Origin of the sequence: Halomonas sp. DP8Y7-1 (assembly GCF_019801685.1) — a bacterium.
GTDB classification, from domain to species: Bacteria; Pseudomonadota; Gammaproteobacteria; order Pseudomonadales; family Halomonadaceae; genus Halomonas; species Halomonas litopenaei_A.
In genome coordinates this window covers 135,192-151,597 of sequence record NZ_JAHVIN010000003.1, presented here as the reverse complement: position 1 = coordinate 151,597, position 16,406 = coordinate 135,192, and the positions used below count along the sequence as shown (strand labels likewise).

General features: G+C 63.0%; 14 protein-coding genes. 12 read left to right on the top strand and 2 right to left on the bottom strand.

The window, feature by feature from the left end; genetic code table 11:
• Window positions 1-153: 153 nt before the first annotated feature.
• The 10 genes from yrfG (at window position 154) to KUV41_RS02455 (ending at window position 11,489) form a co-directional block, all read left to right on the top strand.
• Entirely contained in the window at window positions 154-828 is a 675-nt protein-coding gene (yrfG, locus tag KUV41_RS02500; RefSeq protein ID WP_222484025.1) for a GMP/IMP nucleotidase, read from the top strand.
• Window positions 821-1,207: an RNA-binding S4 domain-containing protein gene (locus tag KUV41_RS02495; protein WP_206941138.1), complete on the top strand. Its 387-nt coding sequence runs from the start codon at window positions 821-823 to the stop codon at window positions 1,205-1,207. Before yrfG ends, KUV41_RS02495 begins: the two co-directional genes overlap by 8 nt.
• A 99-nt stretch (window positions 1,208-1,306) precedes the next feature.
• Window positions 1,307-2,182, top strand: a complete 876-nt coding sequence (hslO, locus tag KUV41_RS02490; RefSeq protein ID WP_222484021.1) for an Hsp33 family molecular chaperone HslO — start codon at window positions 1,307-1,309, stop codon at window positions 2,180-2,182.
• A gap of 316 nt (window positions 2,183-2,498) precedes the next feature.
• Entirely contained in the window at window positions 2,499-4,055 is a 1,557-nt protein-coding gene (locus tag KUV41_RS02485; protein ID WP_206941133.1) for a phosphoenolpyruvate carboxykinase, read from the top strand.
• A gap of 193 nt (window positions 4,056-4,248) precedes the next feature.
• Window positions 4,249-4,746 (top strand): peptide-methionine (R)-S-oxide reductase MsrB, encoded by a 498-nt coding sequence (gene msrB, locus KUV41_RS02480; RefSeq protein ID WP_222484020.1) that lies wholly within the window; start codon window positions 4,249-4,251, stop codon window positions 4,744-4,746.
• Between the two features lie 191 nt (window positions 4,747-4,937).
• Window positions 4,938-7,304, top strand: coding sequence for a Tex family protein (locus tag KUV41_RS02475; protein WP_222484019.1), 2,367 nt, complete (start codon window positions 4,938-4,940; stop codon window positions 7,302-7,304).
• Between the two features lie 109 nt (window positions 7,305-7,413).
• Window positions 7,414-9,060: a glutamate--cysteine ligase gene (gene gshA, locus KUV41_RS02470; RefSeq protein ID WP_409995779.1), complete on the top strand. Its 1,647-nt coding sequence runs from the start codon at window positions 7,414-7,416 to the stop codon at window positions 9,058-9,060.
• Entirely contained in the window at window positions 9,057-9,581 is a 525-nt protein-coding gene (locus KUV41_RS02465; protein ID WP_222484017.1) for a disulfide bond formation protein B, read from the top strand. The genes gshA and KUV41_RS02465 overlap by 4 nt, the downstream gene beginning before the upstream one ends.
• A 176-nt stretch (window positions 9,582-9,757) precedes the next feature.
• Entirely contained in the window at window positions 9,758-10,240 is a 483-nt protein-coding gene (gene rsd / locus KUV41_RS02460) for a sigma D regulator (protein ID WP_206941122.1), read from the top strand.
• A gap of 274 nt (window positions 10,241-10,514) precedes the next feature.
• Window positions 10,515-11,489, top strand: coding sequence for a malate dehydrogenase (locus KUV41_RS02455; RefSeq protein ID WP_206941120.1), 975 nt, complete (start codon window positions 10,515-10,517; stop codon window positions 11,487-11,489).
• 263 nt (window positions 11,490-11,752) lie between these two features.
• On the opposite strand, the gene KUV41_RS02450 is transcribed toward KUV41_RS02455, so the two are convergent.
• Window positions 11,753-12,409 (bottom strand): HAD family hydrolase, encoded by a 657-nt coding sequence (locus KUV41_RS02450; protein WP_206941118.1) that lies wholly within the window; start codon window positions 12,407-12,409, stop codon window positions 11,753-11,755.
• Window positions 12,410-12,631: 222 nt separating this feature from the next.
• Between KUV41_RS02450 and KUV41_RS02445 the strand changes: the two genes are divergently transcribed.
• Together KUV41_RS02445 and ptsP are read left to right on the top strand one after the other, a co-directional pair.
• Complete coding sequence (locus KUV41_RS02445) at window positions 12,632-13,123, top strand: RNA pyrophosphohydrolase (RefSeq protein ID WP_206941116.1); 492 nt, start codon at window positions 12,632-12,634, stop codon at window positions 13,121-13,123.
• A gap of 115 nt (window positions 13,124-13,238) precedes the next feature.
• Window positions 13,239-15,500, top strand: a complete 2,262-nt coding sequence (gene ptsP, locus KUV41_RS02440) for a phosphoenolpyruvate--protein phosphotransferase (RefSeq protein WP_206941114.1) — start codon at window positions 13,239-13,241, stop codon at window positions 15,498-15,500.
• Between the two features lie 60 nt (window positions 15,501-15,560).
• Here ptsP and KUV41_RS02435 read toward each other — a convergent pair whose 3' ends face one another.
• Window positions 15,561-16,379 carry an NRDE family protein gene (locus KUV41_RS02435; protein WP_222484016.1) on the bottom strand — a complete coding sequence of 273 codons (819 nt, stop codon included), beginning with the start codon at window positions 16,377-16,379 and terminating at the stop codon, window positions 15,561-15,563.
• Between the last annotated feature and the right edge of the window lie 27 nt (window positions 16,380-16,406).

Below are 16,406 nucleotides of genomic sequence, written 5' to 3'. Positions count from 1 at the left end.
GCCACAGGGTCCGGCCAGCGCCGGAGCGCATGCGAGCCCGAATGCCTTTGAGGTACACTAACACGTTACGCTGACGGTCTTCCGGGAAGCCGTTTGCCTGGCGGTAGCGGCCGGGTCACGGCAACCGGGCGGCACACGAGCTGGAGAGACGTAATGATCGATTGGGACACCATCGATACCGTATTGCTGGATATGGACGGCACCCTGCTGGACCTGCATTTCGACAGCCATTTCTGGCTCGAGCACCTGCCGCGTCGTTATGTGGAACTGCACAAGCTGGACGAAGCGACTCAGGACGTCGTGCGCAAGCGCATTATCCGCGAGCAGGGCACGCTCAACTGGTACAGCCTGTCTTACTGGAGTCGCGAGCTTGATGTGGATATCGTCGCGCTCAAGCGAGAGGTACAGCATCTTATCGGCCTGCGTGGCGATGCGCTGGATTTTCTTGGCTGGCTCAAGAGTGCTCACCCGCGGGTGGTGCTGGCCACCAATGCAGACCGCGAGAGTCTGGCGCTCAAGCTGCCGCTGACTGGCCTCGACGAGTATCTTGATGCCATCGTGTCGTCGGCCGATATTGGCGAACCCAAGGAAGAGCAAGCCTTCTGGCATGCGCTGAACGAGATCGAACCCTTCGACCGTCAACGCACGCTGTTCATCGACGACAACGCTCACGTGTTGGAAAGTGCACGTGAGTACGGCATCCGTCATCTGCTGGGGATTCGTCAGCCGGACAGCCGCCGGCCCGAGAAGACGCTCAAGGATTTCGTGGCGCTTGGTCGTTTTGCCGAAATCATGCCTGAGGTCCCGGGAGGCGTTGCTCGTGGATAGCGTTCGACTCGACAAATGGCTGTGGGCGGCACGCTTCTTCAAGACCCGCGCGCTGGCCAAGAAGGCCATCGAGGGCGGCAAGGTGGAAGTCGATGGGGCCAAGGCCAAGACCAGCAAGCTGGTGAGCCCCGGGATGCGCATTCGTGCGCCCCAGGGCTGGGATGTCTGGGAGGTCGAGGTGGTTCAGGTCAGTGAGCAGCGTCGTGGTGCCCCCGAGGCCAGGCTGTTGTATCAGGAGACCGAGCAGAGCCGTGAGCGCAGAGAGCGCGAGGCCGAGCAGCGCCGCCAGGCCAACGAGGTCTTTCAGCATCCCCACAAGCGGCCGGACAAACGCGCCCGCAGAGACATCAAGCGCTTTCAGCGCGAAGGCGGGTCCTGAGCCTGCCCCGTCGAGCGTCAGCTCGAAATGTCCGAACGCACGGTCCATCCTTCTTTTTCTAAGCGCGTCCTGTGAGGCGCGCCTACCGAGACGCTTTACATGATTGATCAGATTCAGCGATTCATCATCGATAACACCAATGTGCGCGGCGAGGTGACTCGCCTGGAACAGGCTTACGCCGATGTACTGACACGGCACGAGTATCCCGCTGCCATCAATCGTCAGCTCGGCGAGCTGCTGGCTGCCGTCGCGCTGCTGACCGACACCGTCAAGCTCGACGGCACCATGACCATCGAAGTGCGTGGCAGCGGTGACGTTTCCCTGCTCATGGCCGAGTCCAACCCCGGTGGTGAGCTTCGGGCCATCGCTCGCCTGGCAGAGGGGGCGGCCCTGCCTGGAGACCAGGAGGGCTTTCGTTCGCTGGTAGGCGACGGCCAGATCGTGATCACCCTGGACCCCCGTGAGGGACGCCGCTATCAGGGCATCGTCGGCATTGAGCACGCCAGCCTGGCGGGATGCCTGGAAGCCTACTTCACCCAGTCGGAACAGCTGCCTACCCGTCTGTGGCTGGCAGCGGACGGGGTCAACGCCGGCGGTATGCTGCTGCAGCGGTTGCCCGATGAATCATTGAATCAGGATGATGACGCCTGGGATCGCGCCTGCCATCTGGGCGAAACGCTCAAGGACGAGGAACTGCTGTCCCTGGAGGCATCGACGCTGCTGACACGGCTGTTCCATGAGGAATCTCTGCGCGTCTTCGACGCCAAGGCGTTGCGCTTCGGCTGTACCTGCTCAAGGGCACGTATTGCCGGGGGGCTGCTGTCCCTAGGGGAAGACGAGTTGCGACACGTCGTCGCGGAGCAGGGCGACATCGAGACCCAATGTCACTTCTGTCACACCCGCTACGTGTTCACTGCCGCCGATGTGGAGTCGCTGCTGGAGAACCCCGACGCGGATACCGCCACGGTGCACTGAGGCTGTGGCCTTGGGGGGTGGCACCGGGCACGGCTGCTCGTAGCGGAATAGGGCGTGTAGTCAAATGACAGGAAATGCCCGAAAACCTTCATCATGTTGTAGTTAAACTACAATAACGTCTTGAAAAATGGGCATTTCCTGCGCTGAAGTTTTTTGTCATAATCGCCGCCGATCCTGCCCGTGTCGTTGCTCGGACGATGCCACGTCATCGCAGAAGACGGTTTAACCGCGTAGCCGACGCGCCGGATCCAACGCATCGCTCCTTTGACCAGGCGGTGCCAGTCCACGAGAGAGAAGCCGAAGGCCCAGGAATCCTATGACCACCACCCAGCAGTCTCCCGTCGTTCACGTCAACCTCAGTACTGCCGAGCTCATCGAGCGCGCGGTGGCCAATGGCGAGGGCCGTCTGGCCTCCCACGGAGCCCTCGTGGTCAAGACCGGCGAACGCACTGGTCGCTCGCCCAAGGACCGCTTTATCGTCGATGAGCCGTCCACCAGCGCCAAGATCGACTGGGGCAACGTCAACCGTCCCTTCGACGCCGAGCGCTTCGATGCCCTGTGGACGCGAGTGGAAGGCTATCTGGGTGAGCAGGACAGCTACGTCAGCGAGCTGCACGTGGGCAGCGACCCGACTCACTACCTGCCGGTTCGGGTGACCACGGAAACGGCATGGCACAACCTGTTCGGCCGTACCATGTTCGTGCGTCCCGAGGCCTATAACCCTTCGCGCAAGGACGAGTGGGCCATTCTCAACGCACCTCACTTTGTGTGTGACCCGAGCCGTGACGGCACCAATTCCGACGGCTGCGTGATCATCAACTTCGCCAAGCGCCGGGTGTTGATCGCCGGCATGCGTTACGCCGGTGAAATGAAGAAGGCCATGTTCTCGGTGCAGAACTTCCTGCTGCCCGAGCTCGACGTGCTGCCGATGCACTGCAGCGCCAACGTTGGCGAGGACGGTGAGACCACGTTGTTCTTCGGTCTGTCCGGCACCGGCAAGACCACCCTGTCGGCGGATCCAGGTCGTTTCCTGATTGGTGACGACGAGCATGGTTGGGGCGTAGGTACCGTGTTCAACTTTGAAGGCGGGTGCTACGCCAAGTGCATCGACCTGTCCGAGAAGAATGAGCCGGTCATCTGGAATGCCATCAAGTTCGGCACCGTGCTGGAAAACGTGGTGCTCAACGACCGTCGTGAGCCCAACTACGCCGACGACAGCCTGACCCAGAATTCCCGGGCGGCGTATCCGCTGGAGCACGTGGAAAAGCGTGTGGCGGAAAACCGTGCCGGCGAGCCAAGCGCCATCGTCTTCCTGACCTGCGACATGAGCGGCGTCCTGCCGCCGGTGTCCGTGCTGTCCAAGGAAGCTGCTGCCTATCACTTTCTGTCCGGCTATACCGCCAAGGTGGGTTCGACCGAAATGGGCTCTTCCAGCGGCCTTGAAGCAACGTTCTCCACCTGCTTCGGTGCGCCGTTCTTCCCGCGCCCTGCGCGCGAGTATGCCGACCTTCTGATCAAGCGCGTCGAAGAGAAGGATGCCCAGGTCTACCTGGTCAACACCGGCTGGACCGGTGGTGCCTATGGTGAAGGCGGTTCACGTTTCTCCATTCCCACGACACGCGCCATCATCCACGCCATTCAATCCGGCGTACTGCGCGACGTCGAAACTCGCCAGATCGACGGCCTCAACCTGTCCGTACCCACGGCGGTGCCCGGCGTCGAGTCGCGTCTGCTGGATCCCCGTCAGACCTGGGAAGACCTCGCGGCCTACGACCGCAAGCGCGACGAGCTGGCGGCCAAGTTTGTCGAGAACTTCAAGAAGTTCGACGGCGTCAGCGACGCCATCGTCAAGGCCGGGCCGAGCCTGGTCTAGACGCCGCACCGGCGCTGCCAGCGGGAACCTTGCCAGAGAGGAACCTTGGGTAAGCGGCGCGGTCGAGAGAGGAGAAGGCGAAAGCCTTCTCCTTTTTTTGTTAGTCGATAATGACAACGGCATGGCCGTGCGGCTGTAAGGTCGAGTGATATCGGTGCGACTGAGCAGCGACCCTGACGCAGGAGACAGCACAATGAAACGACGCAACTTCTTGGCGCTTATCGGGCTTGGCGGCCTGGCCAGTATGGTGCCAGCCGTGGCTAACGCTCGCCCTGAGCTGGATTTGACGCGTAGCCCGGATATCGAGCCGCTGGAGCTGAGCGAGGACGAATGGCGCGAGCGCCTGACGCCGGCACAATATGACGTGATGCGCGAGGAGGGCACTGAACCTGCAGGCTCAAGCCCTCTGGACAATGAGAAGCGTGAGGGAGAATTCCGCTGTGCCGGCTGCGACCTGCTGCTGTTCACCAGTGCGATGAAGTATGACTCCGGTACCGGCTGGCCAAGCTTCTTTGACCATGTGCCGGGGCATTTGCTGACCAGCGTGGACTACAAGATTCTCTGGCCGCGCACCGAATATCACTGTGCCCGCTGTGGTAGTCATCATGGTCACGTCTTTGAGGACGGCCCGGATCCCACCGGTCTGCGCTGGTGCAACAATGGCGTCGCGCTGAAGTTCGTGCCCGCCTGACCTCCCATCGAGGCGACTGGGCGCATGCCAGGGAGGCTGCCGGGGTGTACCGGATAGCCATTGGCGGCATGCCCCGGCGCCCGTTTCATCAGGGTTTCTGTCCTTGATCCTCGGCAGTGGGTAGCGGCGGCGTCGACAGTCGCTTTGTGATACCTTGGCGGGATCATTGACGTCGTATTGCCAAGGATTTCATGGACGCTAACGCCAAGATCATTGCCCGCCTGGCCGAAGAGCTCGCGGTCAAGGCATCTCAGATCTCTGCTACCGTCGAGCTGCTGGATGGCGGCGCGACGGTGCCTTTCATCGCACGTTACCGCAAGGAAGTCACCGGCGGACTGGACGACACTCAGCTGCGCACGCTGGAAGAACGGCTAGGTTACCTGCGTGAGCTCGAGGAGCGCCGGGAAGCGGTGCTCGCCGCCATCGACGAGCAGGGCAAGCTGACCGACGCGCTGGCCGCCAGCATTCGCTCGGCCGACACCAAGCAGCGCCTGGAAGATTTGTACCTTCCCTATCGCAAGAAGCGTCGGACCAAGGCCCAGATTGCCCGTGAGGCTGGCCTTGAGCCACTGGCTGACGCCCTGCTGGCGGATCCGACCCTGGACCCCGAGCACGAGGCTCAAGCCTACCTGCGTCCGGCGGAAGGCGAGACGCCCGCCATCGAGGATGCCAAGGCAGCCCTGGATGGCGCCAAGCAGATCCTGATGGAGCGCTTTGCCGAGGACCCGGAACTGGTGGGTCGCCTGCGTGAGCGCCTGTGGAGCGAAGGCGAGCTGTCCAGCAGGGTGATTGCCGGCAAGGAGCAGGAAGGCGCGAAGTTCTCCGATTACTTCGAGCATGATGAAGCTCTGGCCAAGGTGCCTTCTCACCGGGCCCTGGCCATGTTCCGCGGCCGCAACGAGGGCGTGCTGGCGCTGTCCTTGCGCCTGCCGGGAGAGGACGAGGCACCGGTGCATCCTGCGCAGGTGGCCATCGCCAAGCATGTCAGCATCACCGATGAGGGCCGCAAGGCGGATCGCTGGCTTGCCGAAGTCGTGCGCTGGACGTGGCGAGTGAAGCTGTATACCCACCTCGAGACAGAGCTGATGGGGCGCCTGCGCGAACGTGCCGAAGGCGAGGCCATCGATGTCTTTGCCGCCAACCTGAAGGACCTGCTGCTGGCCGCGCCGGCGGGGCCCAAGTCGACCCTGGCCATCGACCCGGGTCTGCGTACCGGCTGCAAGGTGGCGGTGGTCGATGCGACGGGGCAGTTCCTCGAGCAGGCCACCATCTTCCCCCATGCACCGCGCAATCAGTGGGACGCCTCTCTGGCCGAACTGGCAAAGCTGGTCAAGAAGCACGATGTGGCGTTGATTGCGGTAGGCAATGGCACCGCCAGCCGGGAGACCGACCGCCTGGCCGGCGACCTGCTGAAGTCGATGAAGGATCCTGGCCTGTCCAAGGTGATGGTGTCCGAGGCCGGGGCTTCGGTCTATTCCGCGTCTGAATATGCCGCCCGAGAGCTGCCGGATCTCGATGTGACCATTCGTGGTGCGGTGTCGATTGCCCGTCGTCTGCAGGATCCGCTGGCGGAACTGGTCAAGATTGAACCGAAATCCATCGGTGTCGGCCAGTACCAGCATGACGTGTCCCAGGTGCAGCTGTCCCGCAGTCTGGAAGCGGTTATTGAAGACTGTGTCAACGCGGTCGGGGTGGACCTCAATACCGCGTCGTCGGCGCTGCTGTCACGGGTGGCCGGCCTCAATCCGGGGCTGGCCGAGAACATCGTGCTGCAGCGAAATGCCAAGGGTGTCTTCCGCGATCGTCGCGACCTGCTGGACGTGTCCCGGCTGGGGCCCAAGACCTTCGAGCAGTGTGCCGGCTTTCTGCGCATCATGAACGGCAGCAACCCGCTGGATGCCAGCGCGGTTCACCCGGAAGCCTATCCGCTGGTCGAACGCATTGCCGCTGGCAGTGGTCGAGAGGTGGCTGGACTGATCGGTGACAGCGCGACGCTGAAGTCGCTGAAACCCGCCGACTACGCCGATGAGCGCTTCGGTGTGCCCACCGTCAGCGACATCATCTCGGAACTCGACAAGCCGGGTCGCGACCCGCGTCCGGAGTTTCGTGCGGCGCAGTTCCGTGAAGGCGTCGAAACGCTGAAGGATCTGGAGCCAGGCATGGTGCTGGAAGGCACCGTGACCAACGTCACCCACTTCGGGGCCTTTGTCGACATCGGCGTCCACCAGGACGGCCTTGTGCACATTTCGGCACTGTCCGACCGCTTCGTCGAAGATCCCCGCAGCGTGGTCAAGGCCGGGGATATCGTCAAGGTCAAGGTGATGAACGTCGACCTGCCGCGCGCTCGCATTGGACTGTCGATGCGCCTGGATGACACCCCGGACGCCGAGGCAGGCGACTCCAGGCAGGCACCTCGTCGTCGCGAAGGCGGTGGCAAGAGCCAGCCTGGACAGGGGCGCCGCCAGCGGGGCAACGGTGGCGGCAAGGAGGACGCTTCCGCTGCGCCGATGGGCGCACTGGGGGCCGCCTTGCTCAAGGCCAAGCAGGGGCGTTCTTGAATCCTGTCGACGGATCGCCATAATCTGGCGACCACAAGGGCGGGCGCAGTAGCGCCCGCTGCCGTCGCCGCCACACGAAGCAGGCCCCCGGGCCCTTCCATGACACGGGGTGTTCACCTTGTCCACTCAGCTTTCCTCGCTCCTCGAACGACTGCGCGGCCCCGCGGCTGCGCGACGCTTCGGCCGTCTGCGCCGAGGCATCGAAAAAGAGGGGCTAAGGGTCGATGACCGCGGTCGTATCGCGGCGACCTTTCACCCACGGGCGCTGGGTTCGAAACTGACCCATCCGCATATCACCACGGATTACTCCGAATCGCTGCTGGAGTACATCACGCCGGTCTATAGCCGTCCGGATGAGGCCCTGGAGTTTCTGGCCGACCTCCATCGCTATACCTATCGCCAGCTCGATGGGGAATGGATCTGGCCTGCCAGCATGCCGTCCCGGCTGGAAGGCAATGACAGCGTGCCGATCGCTGACTACGGCACGTCCAATGTCGGCACCATGAAGCACGTCTACCGGCGTGGCTTGGACGCCCGCTATGGACGCATCATGCAGTCGATCGCCGGGATTCACTACAATGTGTCCCTGCCGGATGACCTGTGGACTCTGCTCAAGACGCTGGACGAGCAGGAAGCCATGTCGATGGGCGAGTACCGTTCGGCGCGCTATTTCGGTCTGATTCGTAACTTCCGCCGCCATAGCTGGTTGCTGCTGTACCTGTTTGGGGCCTCGCCGGCGCTCGATACCAGTTTCCTGCCCGATGGCAGCGTGCCGAAAGGTCTGGAGCGACTGGGTGAGAACACCCTGGTATCGCGCTATGCCACCAGCCTGCGGATGTCGGATCTGGGCTATCAGAACAAGGTCCAGGATCAGCTGAAGATCTGCTTCAACTCGCTGTCGAACTACGTCAACACGCTGCGCCACGCGATCTCCACCGCCTGGCCAGACTACGCCGCCCTTGGTGTCCGTGACGGGGAACGCTGGAACCAGCTGAACGCCAATATCCTGCAGATCGAAAACGAGTATTACAGCGATATTCGGCCCAAGCGGGTGACGCGCCACGACGAAACCCCGAGCCAGGCGCTCGAGGCCAGGGGCGTCGAGTACATCGAGGTGCGCTGCCTGGATATCGATCCCTTCGCGACCCTGGGAATCGATGCACAACAGACGCGCTTCCTCGATACCTTCCTGGTCTGGTGCCTGCTGTCGGACAGCCCGTGGATTTCAGATGAGGAGTGCGATCATCTGGACGACAATCGTCGTCTGGTGGTGGAGCAGGGGCGCAAGCCGGGACTTGAACTCAATGACCGAGGGCAGGTCCGAGAAATGGCCGAGTGGAGCCATGGGATCATCGCCGACATGCGTGAGGTCGCCAGGCTGCTCGACCAGCTGGAGGAGGGCAGTCCTCACCTGGATGCCGTCGATGCCCTCGCGCCGCGCATTGACGACCCTTCGCTGACGCCGTCAGCGCGTCTGCTGGCGCGTCTGGAAGAGACCGGCGAGGAGTTCGTCGATGCCATGCTGGCGATCGCTCGAGAGCAGGCCGAGACGCTGGCGAGCACACCGCTCAATCGCTCGCGCCAGGGAATGCTGGACGAGCTGGTCGAGACCTCGCATCAGCAGCAGCGTGACATCGAGGCGGACGACAGCACGGCCTTTGCCGATTTTCTGGAAGATTACTTTGCACGGGCACGAGAAACCCGTGCCCTGACCCCGATGGACATGACGCCACCGACTGGAGAACGTCTTAAATGAGCGAATGGAGTCTGCGGCAGTGGAGCCTTGTGGGGCTGGGGTTCTGCGTGATGATGATGGCGGTAGCGCTGGTGCTGGAGCACGTGGTGGGACTCGAGCCGTGTCCGCTGTGTGTGTTCCAGCGAGTGGCGGTCATCGCGGCGGGGGTCGTGTTTGCCATTGCTGCGCTGCATGGGCCCGAGGGGCGTCTTGCTGGGGCTGTCTACAGCATCGTGGCGGCCATCGCGGTACTTGCGGGGGCGGGGCTGGCCATGCGCCATCTGTGGCTGCAATCGTTGCCCGCTGACCAGGTGCCCAGCTGTGGGCCTGGCCTCGATTACATGGTGGATATCCTGCCGCTTTCCCAGGTGGTGTCCATGGTCCTGACCGGTTCTGGTGAGTGCGCTGAAGTGGGTGGGCGGCTGCTGGGCTTGTCGCTGCCCGGTTGGACGCTGATCGGCTTTGTCGTATTGCTGGTGGTGCCGATTGCCATGCTGACGACCCTTCGCCGAAGCTCTACCGGCTATCGCTGGAACGGTTGACAGCGCTCGCCGCCCGGTCCCCTAGCGGACAAGTTGAGCGGCGCTGTTGTGCCGAGCAGGGGGAATCGGCAACGGCCAATCAGGTACTTGGCATGCATGCGTTGACAGGGCGGTCTTCTGGAGTGAGTCTGTTGATCCGCGCATTTTCGTGGTGAGGCAGCGCTAGGGAGGCCGCCATGTTGGAAGATTGCAAGTCTGCCAGCGAACGCTGGGGAGGAGTCCATCAGCTGATCGATCGCTGGCTTGAGCAGCGCGAGCATCTGCTGGAGGTGCTAAGCGAGCTCGAACAGTCCTGTGATGCAGATCTCGAGACCATCACCAAGGAGCGTATCGACAGTTTCAGCGAGACGTTGATGGACTACATCAGCGCGGGGCATTTCGAGGTCTATCCGCAGTTGCGGGAAGAGGCCCGTGCCTTCGATGACACCGCTGCCCTCAATCTCGCGGATCGTCTGCTGGAACGGCTCGAAATGTCCACCGAACTGGTGCTGTCGTTTGACGAGGATTACTCTACCCCGGTGCGCTGTCAGCGGTTCCTGCCGCGCCTGCCGGCCTGGCTCGAGCGCCTGAAGAAGGGCCTGTCCGAGCGCTTTGGCCTGGAAGATCAGTTGATATCGCGCCTGCACGACGCTCACGCGCCTGCCGAGGGTGTTTCCTGACCCCATGAAGCGTGGCCATGGCGTGGCCGCCGGTCACGCCCCGCTGCCATTGGCGGCGTCATGCTGCCGGTCAAGTCGGGGTGTTTGTGGTCCATTCGTACCGGGTCGATTGAGTTTTGTGCACTGCAGGCATAAGATTTTCCGCGTCCTGAACGCCGCCTGGGCAGTCAGGGCATCTATCGCAGTGACCGTCAGCAGCCTTTGCCGCCGGTGACGGCCGAGGATGTCCCTGCCGATCCCGGGCCTTCCACGGCGACAATCCCAAGGAGCCAAAATGAAAGACCCCGTCCGTATTGCCATCACCGGCGCCGCCGGTCAGATCAGCTACTCTCTCGCTTTCCGTATTGCCGCCGGCGACATGCTCGGCCCGGATCAGCCGGTCATCCTGCAGCTGCTCGAGATCACTCCGGCCATGGAAGCGCTGAATGGCGTCGTGATGGAGCTCAATGACTGTGCCTTCCCGCTGGTTCAGGACATCGTTGCCACCGACGATGCCAACGTGGCCTTCAAGGACGCTGATTTTGCTCTGCTGGTCGGCGCTCGTCCGCGCGGACCGGGCATGGAGCGCAAGGATCTGCTCGAAGCTAACGCGGCCATCTTCTCGGCCCAGGGCAAGGCCATCAATGACAGCGCCAGCCGTGACATCCGCGTGCTGGTGGTGGGCAACCCGGCCAACACCAACGCACTGATCGCATCCTGCAACGCACCGGACCTCGATCCGGGTCAGTTCACCGCGATGATGCGTCTTGACCACAACCGTGCCAAGACCCAGCTGGCCCAGAAAGCGGGCAAGCACGTCACCGACGTCGACAGCATGATCGTGTGGGGCAACCACAGCGCCACTCAGTATCCCGACCTGTCCCACTGCAAGGTGGACGGCAAGCCGGCGTTCGATCTGGTCGAGCGTGACTGGTACGAGAACGACTTCATTCCCACCGTACAGCAGCGCGGTGCGGCCATCATCAAGGCCCGTGGCGCGTCTTCTGCTGCCTCTGCAGCTTCTGCCGCCATCGACCACATGCGCGACTGGGCGCTGGGCAGCGACGGCATCGTCAGCATGGGTATCCCCGCTGACGGCAGCTACGGCGTCGAGCCGGGCATCATGTATTCCTACCCGGTGGTGTGCAAGGACGGCAAGTACGAGATCGTCCAGGGTCTGGAAGTCGACGAGTTCAGCCGTGGCAAGATGAAGGCTACCGAAGACGAGCTGCGCGAAGAGCGTGCTGCCGTCGAGCACCTGCTGGGCTGATCAGCCCTAGGCGGTGCCCGTCAGCCATGCACTGTCTTGGATGCACTGTCTGATACGCAAAAGCCCCATCGCATCGCGATGGGGCTTTTTTTGCCTGTAGGGCGTGCCTGTCGGCGGAAACCAGAAACCAGAGCGGCAGGGGGCGGAGACAGGGCCCCTGAGACAGCCCCCCTGAGACAGACCCCCTGAGACAGACCCCCTGAGACAGACCCCCTGAGACAGACCCCCTGAGACAGACCCCCTGAGATAAAGGCCCGGTCGGCTCAGTCTCTCAGGCTGATGATCTTCCAGCCGCGGGCCTCGGCGACTTCGCGCAGGGCCGGGTCCGGGTCCACCGCCACAGGATGGTCGATCATTTCCAGCAGCGGCAGGTCATTGTGGGAGTCGCTGTAGAACCAGGCACCGTCCAGGGTGTCGTCGCGGGTATCGAGCCACTGCTGCAACCGGGTGACCTTGCCTTGCTGAAAGCTGGGCGTGCCGCTGACCCGACCGGTGTAGCGGCCATCCTGGATTTCCGGTTCGACGGCGATCAGCTCGTCGATGCCAAGGCGCTCGGCGATGGGAGCCGTAATGAAGCGATTGGTGGCGGTGATGATCAACAGAGTGTCACCGCGGGTGCGATGACGGGCGATCAGCTCTTCCGCCAGGGGCAGGATGTTGGGCTCGATCTTGCTGACCATGAACTGCTGATGCCAGGCGGCCAGCTGCTCCATGGAATTGTCCGCCAGTGGCTTCAGGGCCACCTCGAGAAACGCCATCATGTCCAGGCGTCCGGCATCGTAGTCCGCCTTGAAGCGATCATTTGCCTCGCGGTAAGCCACCGGGTCCACGGCGCCCTGTTCGAGCAGAAACTCGCCCCAGGCATGATCGCTGTCGATCGACAGCAGGGTATTATCCAAATCGAAGATCGCCAGACTCACTCGGTGTCTCCCAGCGCATGCGTGACATGGCCTCCTGCCCCGGCATTGTGGGTGGATCCGCCCGCGACGATAGCGCTCAAGGGACCCATGGCCGTGTGGTTCGGGGAGGCCGCAAAAGGGGCGATTATGTCAGAAGGTCGCCAGGGGTTCGAGATGTCGTATTGATGCGCTTCAAGCCATTGTGGAAGAATGCAGTCAATACCGATTAAAAAGGTGAAGCCCGTGATCGACGCAGACGGCTTTCGCCCCAACGTTGGCATCATCATCGTCAACGACCTGGGGCAGCTGCTTTGGGCGCGTCGGGTAGGGCAGAACGCGTGGCAATTTCCCCAGGGAGGCATCAAGTCTGATGAGACGCCACAGCAGGCCTTGTTCAGAGAGCTTCATGAAGAGATCGGCCTGACCGCCGAGGACGTGGAGATTCTGGCCTGCACCAGGGGGTGGCTGCGCTACCGCCTGCCGCGACGCATGGTTCGCACACACTCGCGCCCAGTGTGCATTGGACAGAAGCAGAAGTGGTTCCTGTTGCGTATCCGCTGTCAGGAAAACCGCATCTGTGTAGATGGCACCGCCAAGCCGGAGTTCGACGGCTGGCGTTGGGTCAGCTACTGGTATCCGCTAGGACAGGTAGTGCCGTTCAAGAGGGAGGTCTACCGCAGGGCGTTACGGGAACTGTTACCCCGTGCCCAGAGCCTGGTGCTGGAGAAAGGATGATCCGGCGCGTGTGGCGATCTTGTCCGGCGAGCCCGCTGACCTGGCAAGATGGTCCCCAATCATTGTTCGGTCGCCCCTTGACCGGACCAGTACAAGAACAGGGGTGAGGCCTTTCATGCTCAAGGTCCTTCAACGCATCATTCAAGAGGTCAACAGCGCGCGCAGCCTGGACGCTGCGCTGGCGACCCTCGTTCGGCGCACGCGCAAGGCGATGCAGACCGACGTCTGCTCGTTCTATCTCTACGACAGCGAACGTGAAGCCCTGGTCCTGATGGAGACCATCGGCCTGCGTACCCAGGCCGTGGGCCAGGTGGCGCTTCCGGTGGGCGAGGGGCTGGTAGGTACCGTTGCACGCAGGGAAGAGCCTCTCAACCTGGAAGATGCCCAGGCGCATCCCAGCTTCCGCTATTTCGAGGCCACCGGCGAAGAGCGCTATTCCAGTTTCCTTGGCGTTCCCATCATTCACCAGCGGCGCATGCTCGGCGTACTGGTGGTGCAGCAGACCGAACGACGACGCTATGACGAATCCGATGAGGCCTTTCTGGTCACCATGGGCGCTCAGCTGGCGGGTGTGCTGGCCCATGCGCTGGCCACCGGTGGTCTGACCTGTCCGGCCTTTCCCGGTGTCCAGGCAACCTTTGTCGGGGTGGCGGCATCCCCGGGAATGGCCATCGGTGAAGCGGTGGTGCTGTCACCCCCGGCGGATCTGGATAGCGTGCCTGACCTGATTCCCACCGATGTGGAGTACGAGATCGCTCGCCTCAAGGAGGCCATCGCGCGGGTGCGTGACGAGATTCGCGCGGCAGGCGAGCGCCTCGCCAATCGTATCTCTACCCAGGAGCTGGCGCTGTTCGATGTGTACCAGCAGATGCTGGGAGAGGCGGCGCTATCCCAGGAAGTCGAAAAGCGCATCCGCGAAGGGCAATGGGCGCCCGGGGCGCTGGCCGACGTGGTCCGCCGTCACGTGCAGTACCTGGAGCGCGTGGATGACGACTACCTGCGGGAGCGCGCGGCGGACGTGCGTGACCTGGGGCGGCGCGTGCTGGCGCACCTCCAGGAGGAATCCCCACGCCTGCCGGAGCACTATCCCAAGGGCGCCATTCTTATCGGTGACGAGATCAGCGTTGCCCTGCTGGGCGAGGTCCCGCGGGAGCGCCTCGGTGGGTTGATTTCGGTGCGGGGTTCCAGCAACTCCCATGTGGCCATCATTGCCCGAGCAATGGGTATTCCGCTGGTGTCGGGGATGGTCGACCTGCCGCTGCCTCGCCTGGACGGTGCCCCCTTGGTCATGGACGGCCACCGCGGGCGTGTATTCGTGCGGCCCGGGCCAGAGCTGGTGGCCCATTACCAGAGCCTGATCAATGAGGAGAAGGCCCTGGCGGCCATGCTCGAGCACGAGCAGGACCTGCCCAGCGTGACGCCGGATGCCCACGCCATGACCCTGATGGTCAACACCGGCCTGACGGTCGATACCGTGGCGTCATTGAAGACGCGCATCGGCGGGGTGGGGCTGTATCGCACGGAAGTGCCTTTCATGATCACCGAGCGCTTCCCCGGCGAGCAGGAACAGACACGCCTCTACCGCGAGCAGTTGGAGAGCTTTTCCCCTCTGCCCGTGGTCATGCGTACGCTGGACATCGGTGGCGACAAGGATCTGCCCTATTTCCCGATCGAGGAGGCCAATCCGTTCCTGGGTTGGCGTGGTATCCGCGTGACCCTGGATCACCCCGAAGTGTTGATGGTGCAGCTGCGGGCCATGTTGAGAGCCTCACAAGGCCTCGACAACCTGGAGCTGCTGCTGCCGATGGTGACCAACGTCAACGAGGTGGACGACACCCTGAGGTTGATCGAGCGCGCCATCGTCGAGCTGGGCGAGGAAGGCGTCGATGTGCGTCGTCCGCGCCTGGGGGTGATGCTGGAAGTGCCGGCGACCCTGTATCAGCTCAAGGCACTGGCAGCTCGGGTCGACTTCTTCTCGGTGGGCAGCAACGACCTGACCCAGTACCTGCTGGCGGTGGATCGCAACAATCCACGCGTGGCGGATCTCTATGACTCCTGCCATCCGGCGGTGCTGTCGGCACTGTATCGTCTGGCAGCAGAAAGTGACGAGCTGGGTGTGCCAACGTCGGTGTGCGGCGAGTTGGCCGGTGATCCTGCGGGAGCACTGCTGCTGATGGGAATGGGCTTCAGAGTGCTGTCCATGAACGGCCCGAACCTGCCCAGGGTGCGTGCTGCCATCCGTCGCGTGACCCGTCAGGACGCGGCAGAGCTAGTCACGCAGACGCTGGCCTTGGATACCCCGGCCCAGGTGCGTGCCCACCTGACGCAGCGAATGGAAGATTGGCAGCTGGCCCATCTGCTGCCGCCACGGGATTGAGGCCGCCACGGGATCGAGATACTTAGGCGCAGTGCCAGGTACCTACTGGCTTGCGCTGGGTTAGCGACGGCTGATGGGCAATGTCAGCCGCGTTTCCCCGAGGAAGCTGCCACCAGGGCCAAAACGTTGTTCGTGAATGACAAAGTGCTCATCGACGCCGTTGTTCACATCGCCCCGCACGAGCACCACGCTGGTGGTCGCCCTGGTGCCGTAGTCATCGCCGACGATAAAGGCAGGTGACAGGAAGCGCTCAAGGTCGAGCCCGACGCCGGTGTCGGGCAGGCGCTCGTCCTCCGGGCGCCGCTGGTCACTGAACCCTCGACGGGCCTGAGGAAGTGTCTCGACCCGTTGGTGGATGACATCGTCAGTCAGGGCCTGCGTCACTTTCTCGAGTTTTGGCCATGGCGTATCCAGTGACGCATTGGACAGCCCGTGGGTACCTGGCGTGACCCGGTCAAGGGTAGCGCCATGACGATCCCGGCGCAGATGCCAGAGATGTTCCCCATCACCGACCAGCAGGTTGAAACCGGCATATGCCAGGGCATGGTCGCACTGTTGACGGTGCAGCCAGTGCTCTAGGTCGTCGGTTTCCAGTGCTTGTCGCACCAGTAGGCCGCGGCTCGCCACCGGAGGCTCGGGGATAAAGTCGGGGTCGCGGACGTTGGTGATGGCGGCAAAGCGCCCGCGGCGGTGGACGCCAAGCCAGGTGCCTCCGGCCTCGAGATCACGTCCTGCGACCAGGCCGGGAGCATCGTCCCAGGCCGCCAGCGGGGCGGTCGGGCGAGCGTGTAGCTCATCGCGATTGGCGATGAGAACAACAGCGTGCCGGCTATCGGGGACGCTGTCAGCTGGGGCGTGGTGCAGGGCGATAAGACACATCGATGCAGGGTAGCGGCATATGTCGCC